22 protein-coding genes are annotated in these 24,168 nt (G+C 72.3%); 12 read left to right on the top strand and 10 right to left on the bottom strand.

The features are described from left to right. Positions 1–10 precede the first annotated feature (10 nt). The 5 genes from ACFZCY_RS09935 to ACFZCY_RS09915 all read right to left on the bottom strand — a co-directional run bounded on the left by ACFZCY_RS09935 (position 11) and on the right by ACFZCY_RS09915 (position 6,123). Complete coding sequence (locus ACFZCY_RS09935) at positions 11–1,090, bottom strand: oligopeptide/dipeptide ABC transporter ATP-binding protein (RefSeq protein ID WP_391170805.1); 1,080 nt, start codon at positions 1,088–1,090, stop codon at positions 11–13. 14 nt (positions 1,091–1,104) lie between these two features. Next, positions 1,105–2,142, bottom strand: coding sequence for an oligopeptide/dipeptide ABC transporter ATP-binding protein (locus tag ACFZCY_RS09930; protein ID WP_391170803.1), 1,038 nt, complete (start codon positions 2,140–2,142; stop codon positions 1,105–1,107). Between the two features lie 12 nt (positions 2,143–2,154). Beyond that, on the bottom strand, positions 2,155–3,132 hold the full coding sequence (locus tag ACFZCY_RS09925; protein ID WP_391170800.1) for an ABC transporter permease subunit: 978 nt from the start codon (positions 3,130–3,132) through the stop codon (positions 2,155–2,157). A 111-nt stretch (positions 3,133–3,243) separates the two neighbouring features. Next, the gene (locus ACFZCY_RS09920; protein ID WP_391170798.1) at positions 3,244–5,031 is read right to left on the bottom strand and encodes an ABC transporter substrate-binding protein; all 1,788 of its coding nucleotides are present in this window, start codon (positions 5,029–5,031) and stop codon (positions 3,244–3,246) included. Positions 5,032–5,109: 78 nt separating this feature from the next. After that, positions 5,110–6,123, bottom strand: a complete 1,014-nt coding sequence (locus ACFZCY_RS09915) for an ABC transporter permease subunit (RefSeq protein WP_391170796.1) — start codon at positions 6,121–6,123, stop codon at positions 5,110–5,112. A gap of 383 nt (positions 6,124–6,506) precedes the next feature. On the opposite strand from ACFZCY_RS09915, the gene ACFZCY_RS09910 reads away from it, so the two are divergent. Next, a complete protein-coding gene (locus tag ACFZCY_RS09910) occupies positions 6,507–7,538 on the top strand; it encodes a hypothetical protein (protein ID WP_391170794.1) in 1,032 nt (343 codons plus the stop codon). A 1-nt stretch (position 7,539) separates the two neighbouring features. On the opposite strand, the gene ACFZCY_RS09905 is transcribed toward ACFZCY_RS09910, so the two are convergent. After that, on the bottom strand, positions 7,540–9,705 hold the full coding sequence (locus ACFZCY_RS09905; protein ID WP_391170792.1) for an alpha/beta fold hydrolase: 2,166 nt from the start codon (positions 9,703–9,705) through the stop codon (positions 7,540–7,542). A gap of 320 nt (positions 9,706–10,025) precedes the next feature. Here ACFZCY_RS09905 and ACFZCY_RS09900 point away from each other — a divergent pair, with 320 nt between their 5' ends. From ACFZCY_RS09900 to ACFZCY_RS09865, 8 genes are all read left to right on the top strand, one after another. Further along, the gene (locus tag ACFZCY_RS09900) at positions 10,026–10,220 is read left to right on the top strand and encodes a hypothetical protein (RefSeq protein WP_055548098.1); all 195 of its coding nucleotides are present in this window, start codon (positions 10,026–10,028) and stop codon (positions 10,218–10,220) included. Positions 10,221–10,280: 60 nt separating this feature from the next. Further along, entirely contained in the window at positions 10,281–11,165 is an 885-nt protein-coding gene (mshB, locus tag ACFZCY_RS09895; RefSeq protein WP_391170790.1) for an N-acetyl-1-D-myo-inositol-2-amino-2-deoxy-alpha-D-glucopyranoside deacetylase, read from the top strand. After that, on the top strand, positions 11,162–11,530 hold the full coding sequence (locus tag ACFZCY_RS09890; protein WP_391170788.1) for a DUF6113 family protein: 369 nt from the start codon (positions 11,162–11,164) through the stop codon (positions 11,528–11,530). Before mshB ends, ACFZCY_RS09890 begins: the two co-directional genes overlap by 4 nt. A gap of 208 nt (positions 11,531–11,738) precedes the next feature. Continuing rightward, positions 11,739–13,814, top strand: a complete 2,076-nt coding sequence (locus ACFZCY_RS09885) for a hypothetical protein (RefSeq protein WP_391170786.1) — start codon at positions 11,739–11,741, stop codon at positions 13,812–13,814. A 165-nt stretch (positions 13,815–13,979) separates the two neighbouring features. Beyond that, a complete protein-coding gene (locus ACFZCY_RS09880) occupies positions 13,980–14,939 on the top strand; it encodes an ATP-binding cassette domain-containing protein (RefSeq protein ID WP_391170784.1) in 960 nt (319 codons plus the stop codon). Positions 14,940–14,941: 2 nt separating this feature from the next. Beyond that, positions 14,942–15,685 carry an ABC transporter permease gene (locus ACFZCY_RS09875; protein WP_391172095.1) on the top strand — a complete coding sequence of 248 codons (744 nt, stop codon included), beginning with the start codon at positions 14,942–14,944 and terminating at the stop codon, positions 15,683–15,685. After that, entirely contained in the window at positions 15,682–16,896 is a 1,215-nt protein-coding gene (locus tag ACFZCY_RS09870) for a histidine kinase (protein WP_391170782.1), read from the top strand. Before ACFZCY_RS09875 ends, ACFZCY_RS09870 begins: the two co-directional genes overlap by 4 nt. A 46-nt stretch (positions 16,897–16,942) precedes the next feature. Next, entirely contained in the window at positions 16,943–17,548 is a 606-nt protein-coding gene (locus ACFZCY_RS09865; protein WP_391170780.1) for a response regulator, read from the top strand. 13 nt (positions 17,549–17,561) lie between these two features. Here ACFZCY_RS09865 and ACFZCY_RS09860 read toward each other — a convergent pair whose 3' ends face one another. After that, positions 17,562–18,389, bottom strand: a complete 828-nt coding sequence (locus tag ACFZCY_RS09860) for a tetratricopeptide repeat protein (protein WP_391170778.1) — start codon at positions 18,387–18,389, stop codon at positions 17,562–17,564. Beyond that, positions 18,386–19,411: a GNAT family N-acetyltransferase gene (locus tag ACFZCY_RS09855; RefSeq protein ID WP_391170776.1), complete on the bottom strand. Its 1,026-nt coding sequence runs from the start codon at positions 19,409–19,411 to the stop codon at positions 18,386–18,388. Before ACFZCY_RS09855 ends, ACFZCY_RS09860 begins: the two co-directional genes overlap by 4 nt. A 112-nt stretch (positions 19,412–19,523) precedes the next feature. Here ACFZCY_RS09855 and fdxA point away from each other — a divergent pair, with 112 nt between their 5' ends. Both fdxA and dapC read left to right on the top strand, forming a co-directional pair. Then, positions 19,524–19,850, top strand: a complete 327-nt coding sequence (gene fdxA / locus ACFZCY_RS09850; protein WP_014054705.1) for a ferredoxin — start codon at positions 19,524–19,526, stop codon at positions 19,848–19,850. A 179-nt stretch (positions 19,851–20,029) separates the two neighbouring features. Continuing rightward, on the top strand, positions 20,030–21,127 hold the full coding sequence (gene dapC, locus ACFZCY_RS09845) for a succinyldiaminopimelate transaminase (protein WP_391170774.1): 1,098 nt from the start codon (positions 20,030–20,032) through the stop codon (positions 21,125–21,127). A 60-nt stretch (positions 21,128–21,187) separates the two neighbouring features. Here the strand turns inward: dapC and ACFZCY_RS09840 are convergent, their stop codons facing one another. Together ACFZCY_RS09840 and ACFZCY_RS09835 are read right to left on the bottom strand one after the other, a co-directional pair. Beyond that, positions 21,188–21,823, bottom strand: coding sequence for an ATP-binding protein (locus ACFZCY_RS09840; protein WP_391170772.1), 636 nt, complete (start codon positions 21,821–21,823; stop codon positions 21,188–21,190). A gap of 203 nt (positions 21,824–22,026) precedes the next feature. Then, positions 22,027–22,944, bottom strand: coding sequence for a hypothetical protein (locus tag ACFZCY_RS09835; RefSeq protein WP_391170770.1), 918 nt, complete (start codon positions 22,942–22,944; stop codon positions 22,027–22,029). Between the two features lie 109 nt (positions 22,945–23,053). Here ACFZCY_RS09835 and dapE point away from each other — a divergent pair, with 109 nt between their 5' ends. After that, entirely contained in the window at positions 23,054–24,124 is a 1,071-nt protein-coding gene (gene dapE / locus ACFZCY_RS09830; protein WP_391170768.1) for a succinyl-diaminopimelate desuccinylase, read from the top strand. Positions 24,125–24,168: the final 44 nt, after the last annotated feature.

Here is a 24,168-nt window from a genome sequence, read left to right as displayed (position 1 = left end):
TCGGGCTCCCCTAGGACAGCGCCGGGTCCAGGACGATGTCCCGGTCGCGGGCCTCGGTGGTGGGAGCCTCGGGGAAGTGGCAGGCGGACAGGTGGCCCTCGCGGTTGCCCTCGATGCGCAGCAGCGGCGGCTCCTGCCGCGCGCAGAGGTCCTGGGCCTTCCAGCAGCGGGTGCGGAAGCGGCAGCCGGAGGGCGGGGCGATGGGGGAGGGGACGTCGCCGGCGAGGCGGATGCGTTCGCGGCCCGTGCCGGCGGACGCGTCGTCGTCGGCCATCACCACGGCCGCGTCCGGGACGGCGGACAGCAGGGCGTGGGTGTACGGGTGGCGGGGGCGGCGGTAGATGGAGTCGCGGTCGCCGACCTCGACGATCTTCCCGAGGTACATGACCGCGACGCGCTGCGAGAAGTGCCGTACGACGGCGAGGTCGTGGGCGATGAAGAGGAAGGCGATGCCCAGCTCGCGCTGGAGTTGCTGGAGCAGGTTGACGACCTGGGCCTGGATCGAGACGTCGAGCGCCGAGACCGGCTCGTCGGCGACGATCAGCCGGGGTTCGAGGGCGAGCGCGCGGGCGACCCCGATGCGCTGGCGCTGGCCGCCGGAGAACTCGTGCGGGAAGCGGTTGTAGTGCTCGGGGTTGAGGCCGACGGTCTCCAGCAGTTCCCGCACCCGGGCCTCGTGGCCGCCGGGCGGGCGGATGCCGTTGATCTCCATCGGGCCGGAGATGATGGTGCCGACGGTCTGCCGGGGGTTCAGCGAGGAGTACGGATCCTGGAAGATCATCTGGATCTCGGAGCGGACCGGTGCGAGCTGTTTGCGGTCCGCGTGGGTGATGTCCCGCCCCCGGTAGGTGATCCGCCCGGCGGTGGGCTCCAGCAGCCGGGTCAGCAGCCGTCCGGTGGTGGACTTGCCGCAGCCGGACTCGCCGACCAGCCCGAAGCTCTCGCCCGCGTGCACGGTCAGGTCGATGCCGTCGACGGCCTGGACGGCGCCCACCTTCCGCCGGAAGGGGAAGCCGCCCATGATCGGGAAGTGCTTGGTCAGCTTCTCCGCGACCAGGAGGGGTTCGGGGGTGCCCGACTCGATGCTCATCTGTACGGCGCTCCTTAGCCCAGCCGGGGCTTGATCTGCTCGATGAAGAGGGTCCTCTTCCGCTCAGCGGCGAGGTGACAGGCGGCGCCCCGGCCGTCCGGGAGCGCGGGCCGCACCCCGTGGCACCGCTCGCCGTCCACCTCCGCCGTGTAGCCGCACCGCGGGTGGAAGGGGCAGCCGGGCGGTGGGGCGAGGAGGCTCGGCGGGGTGCCGGGGATGGGGCTGAGCGGTTCGTCGACGGCGGAGGACAGCCGGGGCATGGAGCTCAGCAGCCCCCAGGTGTACGGGTGCCGGGGCGCCCGCAGCACCTCGCGGACCGTACCGCGCTCGACGGCCCGGCCCGCGTACATCACCAGCAGGTCGTCGGCGGTGTTGGCGACCACGCCCAGGTCGTGGGTGATGAGGATGATCGCGGAGCCGAACTCCTGCTGGAGCTCCTTGAGAAGGTCCAGGATCTGGGCCTGGACGGTGACGTCGAGGGCGGTGGTCGGCTCGTCGGCGATCAGCAGGTCGGGGTCGCAGACCAGCGCCATGGCGATCATGGCGCGCTGCCGCATCCCGCCGGAGAACTGGTGCGGATAGTCGTCCACCCGCAGCCGCGGGTTGGGGATGCCGACCTTGGCCAGCATCTCGATGGCGCGCAGCCGGGCGTCCCGCTTGGATGCGCCGGTGTGCTTGCGGTACGGCTCGGCGATCTGGCGGCCGACCGTGTAGTACGGCGAGAGGGCGGTCAGCGGATCCTGGAAGATCATCGCCATCGTGTTGCCGCGCAGCTTCTCCAGGGTGCGCTCGGGCGCGCCGGTCAGCTCCTGCCCGTCGAGGTGGATCGTGCCGGTGACCGTGGTGGTGCGCGGGTCGTGGAGGCCGAGCACGGTGAGGTTGGTGACGGACTTGCCGGAGCCTGACTCGCCGACGATGCCGAGCGTCCGGCCGCGTTCGAGGCCGAAGGAGAGGCCGTCCACGGCCTTGACGACGCCGTCCTCGGTGGCGAAGCGGACGTGCAGATCGGTCACGGAAAGAAAGGCGCTGTCGGTCGGGGTGGCTGGGGTCACGTCGGCGTCCTTCTAGGCGAGGCGTACACGCGGGTCGATGACGGCGTAGGCGGCGTCGACCAGGATGTTGAACACCACGATGGCCGCGGCGCTGACCAGCATCACGCCCATCAGCATCGGCAGATCGGTCAGCTGGACGGATTCCACGGCGAGCCGCCCGATGCCGTGCAGGGTGAAGGTGTACTCGGTGACCATCGCCCCGCCGAAGAGCGAGCCGAGGTCGATGCCGAAGATGGTGATGATCGGGGCGATGGCGCCGCGCCAGGCGTAGCGGAAGAAGACCGTACGGCTGGACAGCCCCTTGGCCCTGGCCGTACGGACGTGGTCCTCCTGGAGCTGCTCGACCATCTGGGAGCGGGTCATCCGGCTGTAGTTGGCCATGAAGATCAGCGAGAGCACCAGCCAGGGCAGCAGCATCCCGCTGAACCACTTCGCCGGATTGTCGGTGAAGGGGTGGTAGGCGGGCTGCTCCATGATTCCCAGTCCGCTGACGAACCAGGCCAGGCACAGTACGCCGACGAAGTAGATCTGCAGGGACGCGCCCAGCAGCGACAGCGAGCTGAAGAACTTGTCGATCCAGGTGCCGCGCCGCCAGGCCGCGACCATCCCGATGCCGATGCCGCAGACCAGGAACACCGCGGCGCCGCCGATGGCGAGCGAGAGAGTGGTGGGGAAGCGGTCGACGATGGTGCCCCACACCGGCTCCTGGCTGACGAAGGAGTAGCCGAAGCAGGGCGCGGAGCAGTGCCCGACCGCGAAGTCGCGCCCGGCGACGATCCCGACCATGAACTTCGCGTACTGCACCGGGACCGGCTGGTCCAGGCCGAGGTTCTTGTTGATGATCGCGAGCGAGGCGGGGTCGCAGCTCTTGCCGCAGGCCAGCCGGGCGGGCTCGGCGGGCAGGGCGAAGAAGAGGAAGAAGGTGATCGCGCTGATCAGCAGGAGGATCACGATCGCGCCGAGGGACCGGCGGGCGAGGAATCTCAACATGGCGTCATGGATCTTCCGGTCGGGGCGGTCCCCGGCCGCGCCGCTGCGCCGGACGTTACGGCGGTGGCGGCGCGGCCGGACGGTACCGGCTCGGTTCGGCGGGGGCGGCCGCTACTTGATGAAGACGGCGGTCGGGTCCACGGCCCCGTAGATCGGGTTCCACTTCGTCCCGCCGATGCCGGAGCCCCAGAGGGTGAACAGCCGGTTGTAGAAGGTCGGGACCGCGGGCACCTGGTCGGTGAGGACCTTCTCGCTGAGCTTGATCCACTCCGTGGTGGCCTTGTTCAGGTCACTGACCTTCGCGATCCGGTCGATCTCCTTGTTGACCGCCGGGACGTTCAGATGGCTGTAGTTCGCCGAGCCGTTGTAGACGTTCTCTCCGCCGTAGCTCGGAGGGACGACGGTCGAGGCGGAGGGCCAATCGGCGGACCAGGAGGACCGGTAGAGGTCGTACTTGTTGTCCACCTTCCCGACCTGGGTGTAGTAGGTGGTCTGGTCGATCTCCTTCTTCTGGACCCTGAATCCGGCCCGTTCCAGGGCCTGCTGGACGACGACCGAGGCGTCCTGGTGGGTGTCGCCGTTGCCGTAGGCGTAGACCAGCTCGTAGCCCTCCTTGCCGGCCTCCTTCAGCAGCTCCTTGGCCTTCTTGGCGTTGCCGCCGGGGTACTTCTTCTTCTGGAACGGGTCGAAGCCGGGGTCGTAGCCCTTGAGCGTCGGGCCGACCAGACCGCCCGCGATCTCACCGGCTTTGGGACCGCCGAACTGCTGGAGGTACTGACCGCTGGGGAAGGCCCAGGCGATCGCCTCGCGCACCTTCTTGTTCTTGACCCGGTCCGTATTGATCGAGACGACGTCCACGAACGGCTGGGTCTCGGTCATCGACCGGGCCATCGCGTCCTTGTTCTTGAGGACCGCCGAGATCTGCGAGGGATCGACCGCGTTGGTCCAGGTCATGCCGTTCTTGTCGGCGCCCTTGTCGGCCACGAGACGGCGGGTGGAGTCCACCCACTGATGGCCGAAGGAGACATCGAAGGTGTTCACGTACTGATGGCGTATCGGATCGGTCTTGGGGTCCCACTGGTCGTTCTTGACGAACTGGATGCCCTTGCCCGGCTTGAAGTTCTTGATTTTGTACGGGCCGCTGGCCACCGGCGCCTTGTCGTACTTCTCCTTGGTGTCCTTGCCCGGCGGCACCGCGCCGATGTTGGGCATGGCCACGGCGAACGGCACCTCGGCCCGCGGCTGGTCGAAGTGGAAGACGATCGTCTTCGCGTCCGGGGTGTCCAGCACCGACTTCGGCAGGTGCTTGCCCTTGTACGGGCCGTCCGGCAGCGCCTTGCGGTACTTCTGGCCCTCGCCCGAGAGCCATTGCTGCAGATACGTCGGGCCGTTGGTCTGATACGGCGCGTAGAGCCGCTCGACGGCGTGTCGGACGTCCTTGGAGGTGATCGGCGAGCCGTCCTCGAACTTCAGCCCGTCCTTGAGCGTGTACGTCCACGTCCGGCCGCCGTCGGAGGACTTGCCGGTGTCGGTCGCCAGGTCGCCGACCACCTCGACCTTCCCGGTCTTGTCGTCGATCCGGTAGTTCGTCAGGGTCCGGTTGTAGAGGGTCTGCATGATCAGCTCATCGCTGACATAGATCTGGCCGGGATCCAGATGCTCGAACGCATCGCGCTGGAGCACCGACACCGTGCCGCCCTTCTTCGCGCCCGGCAGCTCCTTGGCCGGCCCGGTGGAGTCGGCGGCGCTGCCCAGGGCGATCCCCTGGGCGTTCATCTTCGGTTCCCTGGAGTCATCGGTCCCCGAGCCGCCCCCGCTGCTGCACGCCGAGAGCGCCAGCGCGCCCGCGGCCAGGGCGACGGCATAGGTACGTGCTCTGCGCCTGCTGTTCAACGTCATGGTGGTGAATGCACCTGCCTCGCTGGACCTCGTCGGACGGAACACTTGCCGTTCTCTGCGTCTGCCGTGTGGCGCCGGTCAGCGCCTGGTCTTCGGGTCCATGGCGTCCCGGACCGAGTCCCCGAGCAGGTTGAAGGCGACGACGAAGATCACCATGGCGATGCCGGGGAAGAACATGTAGGTGATGTCGCCCTCGTAGAAGTTGGCGCCCTTGGCGAACATCCGGCCCCAGTCGGGGGTCGGTTCGACCACCCCGACGCCGAGGAACGACAGGGCCGCCTCCGTCGTCACGAAGTTCGGCAGCATCAGCGTGGACTGCACCAGGATCGGCGTGCCCAGATTGGGCAGCAGCTCCTTGCGGACGATCCGCCACGGCGAGGCCCCCGTCACCTTCGCGGCCTCGACGAACTCGCGCTCCCGCAGCGACAGCACCTGACCGCGCAGCAGCCGGGCCAGCTGCATCCAGCCCAGCAGCCACAACACCGTGACCAGGGCCGTCACCCGGAAATAGGTCGGGGTCTCCTTCTGCGGGCTGACGAACAGCGCGGTGACCACCGGCATGAAGGCGACGAAGAACAGCTGCTGTGGGAAGGACAGCAGCAGATCGATCAGCCGCCCCAGGAAGTAGTCCGTGCGCCCGCCCAGATAGCCCGCGACGACGCCGACGACGATGCCGGTGAGCGTGGACAGCAGCGTCGCGGCCAGCCCGATCAGCAGCGAGGTACGGATGCCGTACACCAGCTGCGTCAGCACGTCCCGGCCGAGCTTGGGCTCGATGCCGAACCAGAACTCGCCGTCGATGCCGCCGTTGGGCTTCATCGGATAGCCGGTGAGCGGATCCAGCAGCTCGGGCCGGTCGAGGCCGTACGTCGTGTACGGATCCTTGCCGTACAGCGAGGAGATCACCGGGGCCAGCACGGCGACGGCGAAGAAGAACAGCACGACGCAGGCGGAGACCACGCCTGTACGGTCGCGCTTGAAGCGCCGCCACATCAGCTGACGGGGGCTTAAGCCGGCCGGCTGGCCGCCCGGTCCGCCCACGTCGGCCTGCGCGGCCTTCCCGGCCACGGTGAGCTGGGATGGACTGGTCATCGCGTAGCGCCCCCCATGGTGATCCGCCCCGGCACACACGCCGCCAACTCCGTTTATCTACCCGCGTTGTGGCGGGTTGAGCGGACTTTCGCAACGGATTCACAGCCGGGTCAAGGGGCGGGCGGGCGAGGATGTGCCCGGCCTCGGAGTCTTGAGCGAACATTTGGCAGATCGAGGTCAGGACGTGCTTGACAGTGATCGCCGCCGCCCGGCCGGTACCCGGTTGGTCACGATCCGCGTACTTCTTCAGGCTTCTTTGTGTTTCTTCGCCTCGCGACGGTTGCCCGGGGTGCGCGGTGGGGGAACCTACGGCTATGGGGCAGGGACGGATACTCACACGCGGAGCGCGTGTTTTCGGCGTACTCGTCTGCGCGGTGCTCGGGATGATCTCACTGGCGTGGATCGTCCGGGACCTGGACGAGGCGGACAAGGCAAGTCATCTGTGGTGGACCTGGTCCGGACTGCCGTTCCGGGCCTCGGGGAGCCTCTTCGGCTCGTCCCTCTTCGATCTGGTCCTGCTCGTCCTGTGCGTCGTGGTCGGGATCTCCGCGCTGCGCTCACCGGCCGCCGCGGGGGCGCTCGGCGCGGTCGCGGCCGTGACCCTCGTCCTGCGGCTGCCGAGCCTGTGGAACCTGAACGCGGACTGGATGCAGGGCATCCCCGACGACCTCAAGACGCGGGCCAATCTGAGCGCCTGGGCCGGGGTGGTGCTCGGGGGACTGCTGCTGGCCACCGTCGCCGCGGCCCGGCGCCCAGCCGACGGGTACGCCGCGCCGGGCGCCCTGCCCGCCGGCCGGCCGCCCGGGCGACCGGGCCCGGGGGCCGCGGTGACGGGGGCGCTACTGCTCGGTGCGGCGGGCGCGGTCCTCGGGGCCTGGCAGATCTACTGGGCGCAGAAGGCGGACTGGGACATCTACAAGTACCAGCTGACCGGCAAGCACACCCTGGTCACGCTGCTCTCGCCGCCCGCCGCCTGGGAGAGCTGGGCCCTCGTCGCGTTCTGCCTGGCGGCCGCCGCGGCCGCGCTGGCCCGGGCGCCGCTGTCCCGGCCGCTGGGGATGGTGGCCGCGGTGCTGGTGCTGGCGTCCGGGGTGAGCGAGATCTCGCTCTACGCCAAGCTGAAGTACCTCGAGCACTTCGGCGACCTGCCGACGGTCGGGGTGCTGTCGGTGCTCACCGCGTTCTTCGAACTGCTCGCGGGGCTGGTCGCGCTGATCGCGCTGGCCCGGCGGGGCGGGACGGACACCCCGGCCCCGGCGTACGGGACGGGGGCGTACGGGACGGGGGCGTACGGCGGCTACGGCGGCGCCGGATTCGCCCCGCCGCCCGCCGCCCCGCCGGGCTACGCCCCGCCCCCGCCCGCCGCGCCGCCCACGGCCCCGCCGCCTCCGCCGTCCCCGCCGCCGGGCTGGTGAGTCAGCTCAGCCCGAGCGACCGCTTGAGGAAGTCGACCTGGAGCAGGAGCAGGTTCTCGGCCACCTGCTCCTGCGGGGTCATATGCGTCACCCCGGACAGCGGCAGCACCTCATGCGGGCGGCCCGCGGCCAGCAGGGCCGAGGAGAGCCGCAGCGAGTGGGCGACGACCACGTTGTCGTCCGCCAGCCCATGGATGATCATCATCGGGCATGCCGGGCCCTCCGCCGTGCCGGACAGCCCCTCGTCCGTCACCAGCGAGTTCGCCGCGTACACCTCCGGCTGCTCGTCGGGGTGGCCCAGATAGCGCTCCGTGTAGTGGGTGTCGTACAGCCGCCAGTCGGTGACCGGCGCGCCCACCACCGCCGCGTGGAAGACGTCGGGCCGGCGCAGCGCGGCGAGCCCGGCGAGGTAGCCGCCGTAGGACCAGCCGCGGATGGCGACCCGGCCGAGGTCCAGCGGATAGCGCCCGGCGAGCGCGGTGAGCGCCTCGACCTGGTCCTCCAGGGTGACGGCCGCGAGGTCGTCGCGGACGGCCTTCTCCCAGCCGGGGGAGCGCCCGGGGGTGCCGCGCCCGTCGGCGACGATCACGGCGAAGCCCTGGTCGGCGAACCACTGCGAGGTGACGTACGCGTTGTGGGCGGCGACCACGCGCTGGCCGTGCGGTCCGCCGTACGGGTCCATCAGGACCGGCAGCGGCCCGTCGCCCTCGGCGTACCCGGTCGGCAGCAGCACCGCGCAGGGGATGTCGTGCTTGCCCGCGAAGGTGAGCCGCGGCCGCGCGGTGATGACCGGGGTCTCGGCGTACGAGGCGATCTCGGCGACCGCCTCCGCGGCCCCGTGGTCCGCGGCCCGCAGCAGCTCCGTCCGGGCGCCGGGCCGGTCCGGCCCGGCATGGGTGAGCGCGATGAGCCGGTCGCCGCGGGTGGCGGAGTGCACGGCGGGGAAGGGCCGCTTGCCGACCGGCTCCCAGCCGCCCTGGTCGCCGCTGCCGCGGAACCAGACGCGGTACACGTCGATCTCGCCGGGCCCCTCGGGCAGCGCGGCCTCGGCGCCGGGTGAGGCGGAGAACAGCACGTCGTCCTCGCCGACGGAGAGGACCGCGCGCACCTGGAGGGCGCCCGAGGTGAGCTTGCGGTCGCCGACCATCAGGGCCCGGGCGCCGCCCTCGTCCGCGATCCGCACGAGCCGCCCGTCGGGCGTCCAGGCGGGCACGCCGGGGAAAAGATCCAGCCATACCGCGTCCTCGTCGGCGTGCACGGTGCTGGTCCGTCCGGTCGCGGTGTCCACGGCCAGATACCGCTGGCCGCGCTGGTCCCGGGCCTGGACGAGGAGCAGCGGCGGACCGTAGGCCGACCAGTGCACCCGGGCGAGGTAGGGGTACTGCTGCCGGTCCCACTCGACCTCCGTACGGGAGCCGTCCAGGCCCAGCAGGACCAGCCGCACCTCGGCGTCGGCGGTCCCGGCGGCCGGGTAGGCGACCTCGGTGGGCGCCTGGCCGGGGTGGGCGGGGTCGGCGATCCACCAGCGGCGCACGGGCGCGTCGTCGGCCCGGGCGGCCAGCACGGCGTCGCCGTCCGGGGACCACCAGAAGCCGCGCGTGCGGTCCATCTCCTCGGCCGCGATGAACTCCGCGAGACCGTAGGTGACGGTGTCGGCCTCCGGTTCGGCGAGCGCCCGGTCGCCCTCGCCGCCGGTGCCGGTGACGCGCAGCGCGCCGCCCGCCACATAGGCGACATGGCGGCCGTCGGGGGAGGGGCGCGGGTCCACGACCGGGCCCGGGACGCGCAGCTCACGGGACTCGCCGCCGGTCAGATCGGAGACGAACAGCCGCCCGGAGAGGGCGAAGGCCGCCGTTTCGACGGCGTCGTCCACCGCGTACCCGACCACCCCGGCCGACCCCTCGCGGCTGCGCTCGCGGCGCGCCCGCTCCTCGGGGGACAGCTGCTCGTCCGCGCCGCCGAGCAGGGCCACCGGGTCGGCGGCCGGGTACTCCCGCTGCCCGGCGACGTCGTACACCCACAGCAGGCCCGCCCGGTCGGTGCCGCCGCGGGACCGCAGGAAGACCACGCGGGAGTCGTCGGGGGCCACGCGGAAGGCCCGGGGCGCTCCGAGCGTGAAGCGCTGGGTGCGCGCGTGCTGCCGAGGGAAGGAGAGCTGTCCGGTCATGGGGCGAGCGTACGGGTCCTGAAGATCACCAGGGGCGTACTGGCCGGTACCACGCGCCGGTGCCGTTGCCAGGGGCACTGTCCGGCCGTCCGGCGGCCGGAACAAGCCAGCTTCTCAGTGGGTGAGATGGCGGATAACCAGCGAGAAGTCACCCTGATCAAGCGCCAGTTCGTGCGATCAGGCATGCGCCCCTGTCATGCTCCCGTGCACCGACTCGTGCGCACGCGCCGATAGTTATGATCGATTGCGCATAGTGGGTAGGCCCCGTGTGGCATCAATATGTTGTCTGTCCGAGCGCGTGTTCCTGGAGGTGAGTCGCTGTGGCGCTCTCGATCTCGTTGTCTGTGCTGCTGCTGATCATCGTATTCATGCTCGTCAACAAAGCCGGGCTGAAAACCGCGCACGCGCTCATCTGTGTGCTGCTCGGCTTCTACCTCGCCAGTTCGTCGGTCGCCCCGACCATCGACGACCTCACCACCAACGTGGCGAACATGATCGGCGATGTGAAGCTCTGACCCACGGGGAGCCCGGCCCGCGGTCCGCGGGTACCGCCGGGCGAATCGTAGGCTGTGGTCATGACCGTTCTTCCCGCCCGTCGTCTGCTCCTGGTGCACGCGCATCCGGATGACGAGTCGATCAACAACGGCGTGACCATGGCCAAGTACGCGGCCGAGGGTGTCCACGTCACCCTGGTGACCTGCACCCTCGGTGAAGAAGGCGAGGTCATCCCGGCTGACCTGGCACACCTCGCCGCCGATCGCGACGACAGCCTCGGCACCCACCGGATCGGTGAACTCGCCGCGGCCATGGAGGCGTTGGGCGTCCAGGACCACCGCTTCCTGGGCGGTCCGGGCAGATACCGCGATTCGGGCATGATGGGCGCCCCGCAGAACGGCCGGTCCGACTGCTTCTGGCAGGCCGACCTCGACGAGGCCGCCTCCCACCTGGTGGCCGTGATCCGCGAGATCCGGCCACAGGTCGTGGTGGCGTACGACACCGACGGGGGCTACGGGCACCCCGACCACATCCAGGCGCATCGCGTCGCCATGCACGCGGTGGAGCTGGCCGCGGAGCCGGTCTACCGCCGTGACCTGGGCGAGCCGCACGATGTCGCCAAGGTCTACTGGAACTGTGTGCCGCGCTCGGCCCTCGAGGAGGGCTTCGCGCGGCTGCGGGCGGCGGGCCGGGGGGCCCCCTTCCCCGGCGTCGCCACCGCCGACGACGTCCCCGGAGTGGTGGACGACGCGGAGGTCTCGGCGGTGATCGACGGCTCCGCGTACGCCGACGCCAAGATCGCCGCGATGCGCGCGCACGCCACCCAGATCGCGGTCGACGGGCCCTTCTTCGCGCTCTCCAACGACCTGGGCCAGCCGCTGTTCGTCCGCGAGCACTACCGGCTCGTCAAGGGCGAGCCGGGGGCGGAGCGCGAGGACGACCTGTTCGCGGGGGTGACGGCATGACCGCCGCACGTCTCGGGGGGTACGCGCTGCTCGCCGTCCTCGGCGCCCTGGTCGCCGTCGCGGGCGCGCTCGTGCAAGGGCTCTGGTTCCCCGGCGGGTTGCTGCTCGCGCTGCTCGGCGTCGGGGCCGTGTGCTACGGCGGCGTGAAGGCGACCGACCGGCGGCTGGGCGGTGGTCTGCCCGCCGGTGCGTGGACGCTGGTGGTCCTGCTGCTCACCAGCACCCGCCCGGAAGGGGACTTCCTCTTCAGCGCGGGCCTGGGGTCGTATGTCTTCCTGCTGGGAGGCATGTTCATCGGTGTGATGTGTGCCACCCTGCCGGTGGTGTCGCAACCGGGCGCGCCGGCCGCCCGACTTGGTAAGTGACGTGACCTTTACGGTGTGACGTCCCCGGGACCCCGCGCGATGTTCCCGGGACACCAAACGCTCCTCCACCGGCGCACAACGGATCCACACGGTGCGGCCACAGGGCGGCCGTCAAGTACGCGACCGCGGCGCCCAGTATGGTGGTGCGCGCCGCCGAGCCGCCCGCGCGAGGTCTGACGGGCGGCGGAGCTAACTGGGAGAACCTGCTTTGAGCCGTGAATCTGACAGTTCGTCCTCCGGGGCCCAGGGGGGTGGCGGCGGTGCCGCCTATCCGTCGGGCACCCCGCCGTACGGATCCCGCCTGTCCCCGTCGCCGGAGACCCTTCAGGGTGGCGTCGGTGACGGTGAGGCGCATGCCGCGGCCAAGCCGGAGGATCCGAAGACCGAAACCACCCTGACGACCCGCATCCGGATCAACATCCCGGGTTCGCGGCCCATTCCGCCGGTCGTCATGCGCAAGCCCGTCGCCGAGGACGGCGTGCCCGCGCCCCGCTCCGGCGAGGACGACGGGGACGGCGCCGAGCACACCGGCGCCACGCCCCGGCCCGAGGGCATCCGCGCCCCGGAGCTGGGCGCGGCGGCCGCCGAGGGGCGCGCGGACGGCGCCAAGGACCGCGAGGGTCGCGAGAAGAGCGGCAAGGGCGGCAAGGGCGACGGCGAGAAGACCAGCGACTGGTTCGCGCCGCCGCGCCGCCCCAAGGGCTCCTCGACCACCCAGAGCACCCCGCTGCCCCCGGCGCCGGAGACCACCCAGCAGTTCCCCGCGCCGGCCCTGGGCGGCGGAACGCAGGCCGACCTGCCGTACTTCACGGACACCGGCGGCCACCCCGGAGCGCCGGAGCCCAGCGGCCCGACGACCGGCCCGGTCACCGGCGAGATGCGGATGCCCGGCGCCCCGGCGCGGGACGAGGACCTGCTGGCGCCGCCCGGTCCGGGGACGCCGACCGGCCCGGGCCTGCCCGACAGCTCGGGCGTCGGCCCGCTGAACGGCGCGGCCGGGCAGCCCCCGACCCCGCCCGGCGGCTCGCCGCTGTCCGGCAGCCTCGGCGCCACCACGGGCGCGAGCCCGGCCGTGCAGCCCGGTCCGGGTGGCTTCGGCGCGGACGCCGGCCCCTCGCCGTCGCTCTTCCGCGACCCCGAGTTCACCGCGCCCAGCGGGCCGGACCAGGTCTCCAGCGACACCCTGGTCAGCGGAGTGCCCGTGGTCCCGCCGGCCGACGCGAAGTCCGGTCCGCCGACCGGGCAGGGCCCGGCCGGGCCGCCGCTGTCCACCGGGGACAGCGCCCCGCCGAGCAGCCCGGCGCCCAAGGCGCCCGCGGCGGGCAAGCCCAAGAAGAAGGGCCGCTCCAAGCTCGTCATGCTGGGCGCTCTGCTGGTGGCCGCGGCCGGGGTCGCGTACACCGCGGGCCTGGTGATGAACCACGCGGACGTGCCCAACGGCACCACCGTCCTCGGCGTCGACATCGGCGGCTCCTCCAAGCAGGTGGCCATCGACAAGCTGGACACCGAGCTGGGCGGCCGTACCGGCGCCCCGCTGAAGGTGACCGTCGACGGCGAGCAGAAGGAGATCAAGCCGTCCGTCGCGGGCCTGACGCTGGACACCGAGGCCACCGTGCGAAACGTCGCGGGTCGCGACTACAACCCGATGACGGTCATCGGCTCGCTCTTCGGCGGCACCCACGAGGCCGAGCCCGCCGTCACCGTCGACGAGGAGAAGCTCCGGGACGCGCTCGGGCGGCTCGCGGGCCACTCGGGCACGGCGCGCGAGGGCACGATCACCTTCAAGCCGGGCAAGGCCGTCCCCGTCTACGGCAGGGAGGGCCAGGGCCTGGACATCGACAAGGCGGTCACCGCCGTGTCCGAGGCCTACCGCGAGCGGGCCGAGACCGGCAAGGACAAGCCGGTCGACCTGCCGATCGTCGCCAAGCGGCCGACGATCAGCAAGGCCGAGGTGGACGCGAAGATGCAGTCCTTCGCCAAGCCCGCGATGTCCGGTCTGATCACGATCAAGACCGATGCCGCGCATGCCATCCAGTTCGGCCCGGACCGCTCGCTGCCGCAGATCCTCTCCATGCGGCCGATCGACGGCAAGCTCCAGCCGCACTTCGACCTCGCCGCGATCAAGAGGCTCTACGGCCAGACCTTCGACGGGGTGCTGATCGAGCGCGCCGACGGCTCCAAGAAGCCGGTCACCCCGCAGGAAGTGGCCATCGCCATGCGGACCGCGCTGCTGGGCAAGTCGACCGCCGACCGGACCGCGGTCATCGACACCTCGCCGAACTAGAGGCGTACGTCCCGAACGGCCCCCGCCCGGCACCGCGCCGGGCGGGGGCCGTTCGCATGGCACCCCCGGGCGGGGCCGTTCGCATGGCACCCATGACATCTGTCATCCCAGGGTCACGACCACAGACACTGCCGCCGACCGGCCCGCTCCGCGAAGCTGGGGTCCATGACAGCGACCACCGCACCCTCCGCCACCGGTGAGCGGGCCCGCACCCCGGCCTCCCCGCCGGTGGTCAGCTTCACCGGCGTCAGCAAGAGCTACGGCAGCGTGCGCGCCGTGGCCGGTCTCGACCTCCACCTCCATCCGGGCGAGACCATCGCCCTGCTGGGACCCAACGGCGCGGGCAAGTCCTCCACCCTCGACCTGCTGCTCGGCCTGCGCACCCCCGACAGCGGCCGCGTAGAGGTCTTCGGCACCTCCCCGCGGCAGGCCATCGCCCGCGGCCGGGTCGGCGCGATGCTGCAGAGCGGCTGCCTCATGGCGGAGGTCACCGTCCGCGAGCTGGTGCGGCTCGCCTGCGATCTGCACCCCCGGGGCTACCCGGTCGACGAGGTCCTGGAGCGGGCGGGCATCACCGACATCGCCGGCCGCAAGGTCAACAAGCTCTCCGGCGGCCAGGAACAGCGGGTGCGCTTCGCGTTCGCCACCGCGGGCGCCTCCGACCTGATCGTGCTGGACGAGCCGACGACCGGGATGGACGTGGCGTCCCGGCAGACCTTCTGGGGCACGATGCGCGACCAGGCCCGGCAGGGCCGCACCATCCTGTTCGCCACCCACTACCTCGAAGAGGCCGACGCGATCGCCGACCGGGTGATCGTGCTGCACCGCGGCCGGGTGCTGGCGGACGGCTCGTCCGCCGAGATCAAGGAGATGGCCGGGGCCCGCCGGATCTCCTTCACTCTCGACGGCCCGCCCGACGAGGCGGCGCTGCGTGCCCTGCCCGCCCTGACCGGCACCGAGATATCGGGGCGTACCGTACGGATGCGGTCCACCGACGCGGACGCGACCGTGCACGCGATCTATGGGCTCGGGCTCTACCCGCACGGTCTGGAGGTCGCCGGACTCGGTCTGGAGCAGGCGTTCCTCGCCATCACCGACGCCGCCACGACGCCCGAGGGGGCGTGACGATGACGACCCTGGTCAAGCTGGAGATCGTCCGCGCTCTGCGCAACAAGAAGTTCATGTTCTTCACGGTCATCTACCCGTCGGCGCTCTTCCTGATGATCGCGGGCAGCTCGAAGAAGACCGACATCGTCCCCGGCACCCCTCTGTCGATGCCGCTCTACTACATGGTCGCGATGGCCTCCTTCGGCGCGCTGACCGCCGTTCTGATGGGCTACAGCGAGCAGATCGCCAAGGAGCGCGAGGGCGGCTGGGTGCGGCAGCTGCGGCTCACCTCGCTGCCCGGACGCGGCTATGTGACGGCCAAGATCGCCTCGGCCGCGGTCACCACCCTCCCGTCGATCGTGGTCGTCTTCATCGTGGCCGCCACCGCCAAGGGCGTGCGGCTGGACGCCGCCTGGGAGTGGCTCGCGCTGACCGGCGCGATCTGGGCGGGCTCGCTCGTCTTCGCCGCCCTGGGCGTGGCCATCGGCTATCTCGCCACCGGCGACGCGGTGCGGCCCCTGACGATGATCATCTACTTCGGTCTGTCGATCCTCGGCGGCCTGTGGATGCCGACCGCCGCCTATCCCCAGTGGCTCCGGAACATCGGCGACTGGCTGCCCACCCACGCCTACGCCGCGCTCGGCCAGGCCATCGAGGTGGGCAACGCCCCGCACCTCAAGGACGTGGCCCTGCTCGCCGGCTATCTGGTCCTGTTCGCGGGCGCGGCGGCCTGGCTGTACCGCAAGGACACCCGCACGACATGACCCGGCGGACCTGGTGGCGCCAAACGGCGGCCCACGACGAGGAGACGGACGCCCCGGCCGTCGGCCAGAGCCCCGAGAACCGCCGGCAGGCCCTGATCAAGCTGTTGTGGATCGGGATCTGGATGGCCTACCTGGGCGCGCCGCTGAGCGACCTCGCGGAGGGCCACCACACCGTGCCCGCCACCGTGTTCGGCGCGCTCGGCCTGCTGGTCTTCGTCGCCATCTATCTGCTGCTGGTCTTCCGGTACACCGGCCGGGTCATGTCCCGCGCCTCCGTCCACCGGGGGCTGGTCACGATCTGTGTGCTCGCCGCCGTCCTCACGGTCACCCTGGGCGACGCCTGGCTGGTGCTGGCCGTCTATGTCTCCGTCGCCTTCGGCGCGGTGCTGCCGCCGCGGATCGCCCGGTGGGCGATCCCGCTGAACACCGTCGCCATGGTGGGCGCCGGGCTGCTGGTCCGTGGCTCGGACGACCTGATGTCGGCCCTGGTCGTCCCCTCCCTGCTCGGCGGCTTCGCGATGAGCGCGGTGGGGCAGATGGTCCGTACGACCCGGGCGCTGCGCGAGGCCCGCGCCACCGTCGCCCAGCTCGCCGCCAACGAGGAGCGGCTGCGGCTCGCCCGCGATCTGCACGACCTGCTGGGCCACTCGCTCTCGCTGATCACGCTCAAGAGCGAACTGGCCGGGCGGATGCTGCCCGGCAAGCCCGAACAGGCGGCGCAGCAGGTCGCCGACATCGAACGGGTCAGCCGACAGGCCCTGGTCGACGTGCGGGAGGCGGTGAGCGGCTTCCGCCGCCCCACCCTGGAGGCCGAGCTGGCCGGGGCCCGCACCGCGCTCGCCGCCGCGGGCATCACCGCCGATCTGCACCGGGCCGGTGTCCACCACCCGGACCTGCCGCCCGACCAGGAGGGCGCGCTGGCCTGGGCGCTGCGCGAGGCGGTCACCAACGTGGTCCGGCACAGCGGGGCGCGCCGCTGCGCCGTGACTCTCAGCGAGGTGGGCGACGACCTGTGCCTGACCGTCACCGACGACGGCCGCGGCGCGGCCGGGCCGCACGGCAACGGGCTGACCGGCCTGGCCGAGCGGCTCCAGCTGGCCGACGGCCGCCTGGAGACCGGCCCGGGCGCCCACGGCGGCTTCACCCTGCGCGCCCTCGCCCCGCTCTCCCGGAGCGCGGATCTCCCCGCCGAGCCGGCCCCCGGCCCGTAACCGCCGCCCTGGCCCATGACCGGCCGTCGCCCGTTACGCTGCCCGGATGATCCGGGTACTGCTGGCCGAGGACCAGTCCATGGTGCGGGAGGCGCTGGCCGCGCTGCTCGGTCTTGAGGACGAGATCGAGGTCGTCGCCCAGGTGGCCCGCGGCGACGAGGTCGTGGACGCGGCCCGGGACCACCGGCCCGATGTCGCGCTGCTGGACATCGAGATGCCGGGGCTGAGCGGCATCGAGGCCGCCGCCGCGCTGCACCAGGCGCTGCCCGGCGTACGGATCGTGATCCTCACGACCTTCGGCCGCCCCGGCTATCTGCGCCGCGCCATGGAGTCCGGCGCCGACGCCTTCCTGGTCAAGGACGCCCCCGCCGCCCAGCTCGCGGACGCCATACGGCGGGTGCTGCGCGGCGAGCGGGTCATCGACCCGACCCTGGCCGCGGCGGCCCTGGTGGACGGGGCCAGCCCGCTGACCGCGCGGGAGCGCGAGGTGCTGGGCGCCTCGGCGGACGGGTCGACCAACGCCGAGCTGGCCCGGGCGCTGGGCCTGTCGCAGGGCACGGTCCGCAACTACCTCTCCACGGCCATCCAGAAGACCGCCGCCCGCAACCGGGCCGACGCGGTCCGCATCGCCCGCGACAAGGGCTGGCTTTGACGGAAACGCGCGGTCAGTTGAGCCGTGCCCGGGCCGCGCGCGCCTGGCGCCGTACCGCCTCCGCCGCCTCCGGCTCCATCACGGCCACCACCTCCGCGTACTCCTCCAGCTCCCGCGCCCCGGTGAGGAAGTCGCCGCGCTCGACCAGCAGCCGCGCCCGCTCGTAGCGCAGCCGGGCGGGGTGGCTGGGCAGCAGCAGCGCCAGCTCGACCGCCCACAGCTGGACATCGGTGCGCTCGGGCCGGGCGGCGGCCCAGGCGCGGATGTTGTTGAGGATGCGCAGCATGATGTCCAGCGGATCGGCCGGGCCCAGCACCGACGGCTCCGGCGGCGCGCCGGTGACCCCCGACACCAGCAGCGCCGCGTCCTGGCCGGACAGCCGCCGGCCGCCGTCGAACGGGTCGGCCAGCACATGGTCCCCGTACGGATCTCCGAAGCCGACCACGAAGTGGCCCGGCAGCGCGACCCCGTACACCGGCGCGCCCGCCCGCCGCGCGACCTCCATCCACACCAGCGACAGCAGGATCGGCAGCCCCCGGCGGCGCCGCAGCACCTGGTGCAGCAGCGAGGACTCCAGCCGCCGGTAGTCGGCGGCGGCGCCCCGGAAGCCGTACCGCTCGCCGAGCACCCGGGCGAGCGCGTCGGCCCAGGCGGCGGGCCCGCCGGGGGAGAACGGAACCTCCCCGGCCAGCCGGTCCAGTTCGATCTGCGCCTCGTCGATCCCGGCCTCGTCGAACCCGTCGTCGGCCTCCATGCCCATCAGCAGGCACAGCAGCGCTAGGTCGGGGCGCTCCTCGCGGGCCTCGTCGGCGAACCTCCGGCGTGGTGACGTCTCGTTCATGCGCTATCGGCGCTGGGCGCGCGCCAGTGGTGGTAGCTGTGGTGGAGGGTGAACCCCAGGCCGTCGTAGAGGGCGTGGGCGCCGCTGTTGTCCGTCTCGACCTGGAGGTACGCGGCCGAGGCACCCTCGTCCAGCGCCTGGCGGGCCAGCGCGGTCATCACGGCCCGGGCCAGCCCCTGCCGGCGCCGCTCCGGGGCGGTCTCCACCGCCGCGAACCCGGCCCAGCGGCCGTCCACGACACAGCGCCCGATCGCGGCCGGGGCCTCTTCGGCAGCCTCCCCTGGCTCTCCGCGTATCGTCGCGAACCACACCGACGGGCCGCCGGAGAGCACCGCCGACGCCTCGGGAGTGGGCCGGGAAGAGCGCTGGTAGCGGGCCAGCCAGGCGTCGTCGATCCGCCGGGAGAGCGTCACCGCCGAGACGTCGGCGTCCTGGTCGGCGATCGGGGCCAGGGCCGCGATGCGCAGCTGCGCGGAGACCTCCCGGGTCCAGCCGCGCTTCTCCAGCTCCGCGGCCAGCGGCTCCTGGGTGCCCTCGGCGCCCGTGCTGACCTGGATGTACGCGGGCAGCCCGCGCTCGGCGTACCAGCCGGTCACCCGGCGCAGCGCCTCGTCGAGACCGTGGCCGGGGTCGCCGAGCGGCAGGACGGAGTTGGCGCGGCGGGTGAACCCGCCGGACGCGCGCAGTTCCCACTCGCCCAGCCGCTCGCTGGTCGTCGGCGGCCAGCCGCGGGCGGCGACCCGGTCCAGCTCGCGCGCGCTCGCCGCCGGACCCCGGCGGCGGGCCGGCGCGGCGGGCACCACCTTGCCCGCGACCAGCGAGGACTCCTCTATCCGGACGGACTCTCCGGTGCGGCGGGTGATGTGCAGCACACCTTCGGTCCACGATGTGAGAACGCCGACCACGTCCGTGAACCTCTCCGGGCCGCTCCGGTCGCCGGTGAGTAGTCTGACCGACACTCGTTTCCGCACGTCATCGGGGGTGATCCGGACCTCTAGCCGTCCGCCGGTGGTGAAATCCACTGCTCTGCCAACCCCTCATGTGCGTCCGGTGCCCCGGAACGGAGATACTAGGTGCGGGCATCGACGACGCCGCGCTCCCGCGCGATACAGCCCTAAGAGGAGGAACGACAGCGTGACCTACGTCATCGCGCAGCCTTGTGTCGACCTGAAGGACAAGGCGTGCATCGAGGAGTGCCCCGTCGACTGTATCTACGAGGGCCAGCGGTCCTTGTACATCCACCCGGACGAATGCGTCGACTGCGGGGCTTGTGAGCCGGTCTGCCCGGTCGAGGCGATCTTCTACGAGGACGACACTCCGGAAGAGTGGAAGGACTACTACAAGGCGAACGTCGAGTTCTTCGACGAGCTCGGTTCGCCCGGCGGTGCGAGCAAGCTCGGCCTGATCGAGCGCGACCACCCCTTCATCGCCGCGCTTCCGCCGCAGGAGCACGACGAGTGACCCTGCCCGGGAACTGAGACCCGGCGCGGCCTTCGGTCCCGCATGGCTGTGGCCTGCGGGACCGGGCTGTTCCCGGGAATCCACCCGGGATTCCCGGGGCCCGGCGGGTGCCGGACACCTCTCCAGGATGCCGGACACGCCGTGCGCCCCGGGCTGTTTCGAAGAAAGCGAGCCACCCCGTGCCACCCGTCTCCGCCCGCCTGCCGGTCTTCCCCTGGGACCGGCTCGAACCGTACAAGGCGACCGCCGCCGCCCATCCGGACGGCATCGTCGACCTCTCGGTGGGCACCCCCGTCGACCCGGTCCCCGAGCTGATCCGCACCGCGCTGGCCGGCGCTGCGGACAGCCCCGGCTATCCGACCGTCTGGGGCACCCCCGCGCTGCGGGACGCGCTGACCGGGTGGGTCGAGCGGCGGCTGGGCGCGCGAGGGGTCACCCACACCCAGGTGCTGCCCGTGATCGGCTCGAAGGAGCTGGTGGCCTCGCTGCCCGCGCAGCTCGGCCTCGGCCCCGGCGACAAGGTCGCCTTCCCCCGGCTGGCCTACCCGACGTACGAGGTGGGCGCGCGGCTCGCGGGCGCCGAGCCGGTGCCGTACGACGAGCCTACGGATCTGGACCCGGCGGGGCTGAAGCTGCTGTGGCTGAACTCCCCGTCCAACCCCACCGGCCGGGTGCTGTCCCGGGACGAGCTGCGGGCCGCGGTGGAGTGGGCGCGGGCGCACGGGGCGCTGCTGGTCAGCGACGAGTGCTACCTGGAGCTGGGCTGGGAGGCGGACCCGATGTCCGTCCTGCACCCGGACATCTCCGGCGGGAGCTTCGACGGGCTGGTCGCGGTCCACTCGCTGTCCAAGCGGTCCAACCTGGCGGGCTACCGCGCGGCGTTCCTCGCCGGTGACGAGAGCGTGCTCGGTGAGCTGCTGAAGATCCGCAAGCACGGCGGGATGATCGTGCCCGCCCCGGTGCAGGCCGCCACGGTCGCCGCGCTCGGCGACGACAAGCACGTCGCGGAGCAGCGCGAGCGCTACGAGGCGCGGCGGGCCGCGCTGCGCGGCGCGCTGCAGGGGCACGGCTTCCGCATCGAGCACAGCGAGGCGTCGCTGTACCTGTGGGCGACGCGCGACGAGCCGTGCTGGGACACCGTCGGCGCGCTGGCGGAGCTGGGCATCCTGGTGGCGCCCGGCGAGTTCTACGGCCCGGCGGGCGGGGCATACGTCCGCGTCGCGTTCACCGCGACGGACGAGCGCGTGGCGGCGGCGGTGCGCCGCCTGACCGCCTGACGCGACGAACGGAGGGGGCCCCGGCCGCTGTGGCGGCCGGGGCCCCTGACGTCAGGGGGCTCAGCCGAGCAGCGGGAGTCCCTTCACCGACGGCAGGCCCTTGACCGGGAGCTCGTCGGCCTGCTGCGGGGCGCCGGGCGCGACCTGCTGCGGAGCCGGGGCGGCGGCCGGTGCGGGCGCCGGGGCGGGGACCGGGGCCGGGGCCGGGGCGGGGTGCACCGGGGCGCCCTTGGCGTGGACGCCCTTGCCCTTGGCCAGACCCTTGCTCAGGCCCGCCTTGCCCTTGCCCTTGGCGTGCAGGCCACCCTTGCCCTTGGCGTGGGCGCCGCCCTTCCCCTTGCCCAGGCCCTGCTTGGCGGCGTGGGCCGCGCCCTTGCCCTTGGCCTGGGAGCCCTTGGCCGTGGCGGGCTTGGCGGGCGCGGCCTCGGCGGGCGCGCCCTTGTCCGGGGTGCTCTGCGCCGGGGTGGCCTTGGCGGGGAGGATCTCCTTGACGGTCCGCCCGGCCTGCTGCGAGGCGACGTCGGCCAGCTCACCGACGGAGGAGGGGTCCAGCGCGCTCAGCCCGCCCAGCTTGGGAGTGTGCGGCAGGGCCGGATCCGCCGCACTCGCGGCGCCGGCGGCACCGACCACGGGAGTCGCGCTCGCCGCTACCAGCAGCGCGGCCCGGGCGATCCGACGCGTGAGAGGGAGGGACATGGTTCTCCTTTGACGGGGGGACAAATGCGGTGAAGCGTCCAGCGATCGGACGCAGTGAATATCGCGTGAGCGGCGCGAAGGTTGCGGTGCCCCAAGGTAAAGAATTGATAATGCGTCGCATTATCCGTTTACGCGCAAAACATGCGTCCACAACGGCGGCCCAACGCCCCGTCAACGGCGCTGAGCTGCGGCGACCTATCCCGTTATCGCATGAGGGTGAGGCGTATATCCGACCCGGAACTCTTGTCGGACGTGCGCCAGCCGTCCCCTGAATTCCGTGCGCTCCATACGTGCTTGCCGTAAGAGACCCGTTCGATGCGCAACTCGTCCGAGTGAGCCACCGCCCAATAGGCCAGCTCCCAGCCGCGCTGCTCCGGGCCGCCCCGGGCCGAGGTGTCCGCCACCGGGACCAGCACCTCCCGGGGGACCGCGGCGTGCTTGCCGCCGCCCTGGCCCGCCACGTTCAGCCGCGACCGGGCGTCCGCCCCGAACTCCCGCTTCAGCGCCGCCCGCACGCGCGCCGGATCGCCCGCCTTGCCGTCGTCCGGCGGCCCCGGGCAGCTGAAGGCGGCCGCCGAACGCCCGGTGAGGGTGGCGGTCAGCACCACGGCCTCCGTCTCGTGCTTCGCGTACGCCTGCGGGAAGCCGCTGTACTGCACGCGCTGTGCGGCCACCGTGAGCGGCAGCCGCGAGTAGCCGGGCACCTTCACCAGGTGGTCGTAGAACTTCCCGGCCGCGTACACCGGATCCTGGATCTGCCGCGCCGTACCCCAGCCCTGCGAGGGGCGTTGCTGGAACAGCCCGAGCGAATCCCGGTCGCCGCGGGTGATGTTGCGCAGCCCCGACTCCTGCAGGGCGGTGGCGAGCGCGATCGTGACGGCCCGCTCCGGCAGGCCGCGGGAGGCGGCCACGGCCTCGATCGTGGCGGCGTTCACGGCCTGTTCGGGGTCGAGCGGCACATCGCCGCCCTCCGCCCGCGCGACGCACCGCGGCGGCCCGCCGCCGCCCGTCAGCAGGTGCGCCGATACGTACGCGACGAGCCCCAGCAGGACGGCACACGCGACCGCGGCACGGAGCAGGCGGGGACGGCTGGAGAAGACGGACCGGGGCACGCGGCACACGTTACTGGGTGGCCCGGGGCCCGGTGCCGCACAGGGGCCGGGGGGTGGGAAAGGCCACGCCCCGAGTCCGGCGGCGGGCCGTCATCGGACAAGAGCTAGGGTCGCCGGTATGGCACACCCAGCACTCGATCTGTCCCTGGACGCGGCCCGGCTCACCGCCCGGCTCGTCGACTTCCCCTCGGTCAGCGGCGACGAGAAGGCGCTCGCCGACGCCGTCGAGCAGGCCCTGCGCGCCCTGCCGCACCTGACCGTCGACCGGGACGGGGACGCCGTCGTCGCCCGTACGAACCTGGGGCGTGCCGAACGGGTCGTGCTGGCCGGTCACCTCGACACCGTGCCGATCGCCGACAACGTGCCCTCCCGGCTGGACGAGGACGGCACGCTGTGGGGCTGCGGCACCTCCGACATGAAGTCCGGCGTCGCCGTGCAGCTGCGCATCGCCGCGACCGTGCCCGAGCCCAACCGCGACCTCACCTTCGTCTTCTACGACCACGAGGAGGTCGCCGCCGAGCTGAACGGCCTGAAGCGGCTGGCCGAGCACCACCCCGAGTGGCTGGCCGCCGACTTCGCCGTGCTGCTGGAGGGCACCGAGGGCAAGGTCGAGGGCGGCTGCCAGGGCACGCTCCGGGTGCGGGTGACCACGGGCGGGCACCGCTCGCACTCCGCGCGCAGCTGGCTCGGCGAGAACGCCATCCACAAGGCCGCCCCGATCCTGGACCGGCTGGCCGCGTACCAGCCGCGGCACGTGGACATCGACGGGCTCGTCTACCGCGAGGGGCTGAACGCGGTGGGCATCGAGGGCGGGATCGCGGGCAACGTCATCCCCGACGCCTGCGCCGTGACCGTGAACTACCGCTTCGCGCCGGACCGTTCGGAGGCCGAGGCGCTCGCCCACGTCCGCGAGGTCTTCGACGGCTTCGAGGTGACCGTCACCGACTCAGCGCCCGGCGCCCTCCCCGGTCTTTCCCACCCGTCGGCCGCCGCCTTCGTGGCGGCGATCGGCGGCGAGGCGGCCCCCAAGTTCGGCTGGACCGACGTCGCCCGCTTCTCGGCGCTCGGCGTGCCCGCCGTCAATTACGGCCCCGGCGACCCCAAGCTGGCCCATACGCGCGAGGAGCACGTGGACACCGCGCTGGTGCTGGAGGCCGAGGAGCGGCTGCGGGTCTGGCTGACCGGCTGAGCCGCCGCGTTCAGCCGTCCCGAGCGGCCGAGTCGCCCGGTCGA

Origin of the sequence: Streptomyces sp. NPDC007983 (assembly GCF_042958345.1) — a bacterium.
Taxonomy (GTDB): domain Bacteria; phylum Actinomycetota; class Actinomycetes; order Streptomycetales; family Streptomycetaceae; genus Streptomyces.
This window is presented reverse-complemented; position numbering and strand designations above follow the sequence as displayed.